Genomic DNA, 1401 nt, shown 5'->3' on the forward strand with positions numbered 1-1401 from the left:
AAGGCGCTATTGCTGTTTTCGTGGGTGTGGGTTCGTTGTTGAGCCGTTGTGGGAGTAAGAGAAGAGCGCTTTTTGGGTAGGATGTTTAACGACCAAGAAAAACACAGCCAAAAAGCGCCTGATGAACAGCATATTCAACCAGCTTCTCAACGTCAAAAACATGGTGGTCGAGGACGCGCGGATCGTGGACTCGCCGTTGCGTCCCGAGCCCGTGCTCGAGATCCGGGTGCGTCCGCGCAAGGGTGCGCTCAGATGCTCCCGCTGCGGGAGGAGGCGCCGCGGGTACGATCAGGGCGGCGGCGTGCGCCGCTGGCGCCATCAGGATTTCGGCTGCTTCAGGGTGGAGCTGGTGTCGGCGATGCCCCGCGTGGACTGCCCGCAGTGCGGGGTGGTGGTCGCCCAGGTGCCTTGGGCGGAGCCGGGCAGCCGGTTCACCCGGGATTTCGAGGCGGAGTGCGCGTGGCTGATGACCGTCGCGAACCAGAAGACGGTCAGCGGTTTCCTGCACGTGGCGTGGAGGACCGCGGGCGACATCGCACGCAGGGTCGCCGGGCGTCTCAGGGTGTCGATGCCGTCGCCGTTCGACGGCCTCACGTCGATCGGCGTGGACGAGACCAGCTACAGGAAGGGCCACACGTACATCACCGTCGTCGTCGACCACGAACGGCATCGGGTGATCTGGGCACACGACGGGTACGGCAAGGACGTGTTCGACCTGTTCTTCCGACAGCTGACCGACGAGCAGAAGGCGTCGATCAGGGTCGTCACCGGCGACGGGGCCAGGTGGATCGACTCATGCGTGCATGAGCACTGCCCGAACGCCGAGCGCGTATTGGACGGGTTCCACATCGTCTCCTGGATGACCGACGCGCTCGACAAAGTCAGGAAGCGCCTGTGGAACCAGGCGCGGCATGACGGGGACGACGAGGCGACCAGACGCATGCGCGGCGTCAAATACGCGGTCCTGAAGAACCCCGACCGGCTGACCGACAGACAGGAGGAGGCGTTCGAAGGCCTGCGGAACACCGACCCCAAAGGACAGCTCTACCGTTCATGGCAGCTCAAGGAACTCCTCCGGACACTGCTCAAACACCCGCTCGACCAAGCCGAAGGCGAGTTGAACCACTGGGTGTTCTGGGCGTCCCATTCACGCATCCCCGAGATCGTCGAGCTCTCCAGGAAGATCAGGAGACGCCGTCCCGACATCCTCAAAACCATCAGGCTCGGCTACTCCAACGCCAGACTCGAGGCATTCAACAACAGGATCAAAGTCACCATACGCATGGCCTACGGCTTCCACCACGTCAACAACCTCATCGCGCTCGTCATGCTCCGATGCGGCGGACTCGACATACACCTGCCTCGACCAAGAACCTAACCCACGAAAACAGCAGAAGCCTC

General features: G+C 62.7%; 1 protein-coding gene. It reads left to right on the forward strand.

What is annotated here, in order from left to right; translation table 11 throughout:
* Positions 1-121: 121 nt before the first annotated feature.
* Complete coding sequence (locus AC1AYR_RS11705) at positions 122-1378, forward strand: ISL3 family transposase (RefSeq protein WP_476512699.1); 1257 nt, start codon at positions 122-124, stop codon at positions 1376-1378.
* Positions 1379-1401: the final 23 nt, after the last annotated feature.

The organism is Bifidobacterium sp. LH_417 (genome assembly GCF_056357035.1).

What these genes read in the sequence shown, in the direction of transcription:
- AC1AYR_RS11705 (WP_476512699.1), top strand. Translation starts at nt 122, where the DNA reads ATGAACAGCATATTCAACCAGCTTCTCAACGTCAAAAACATGGTGGTC.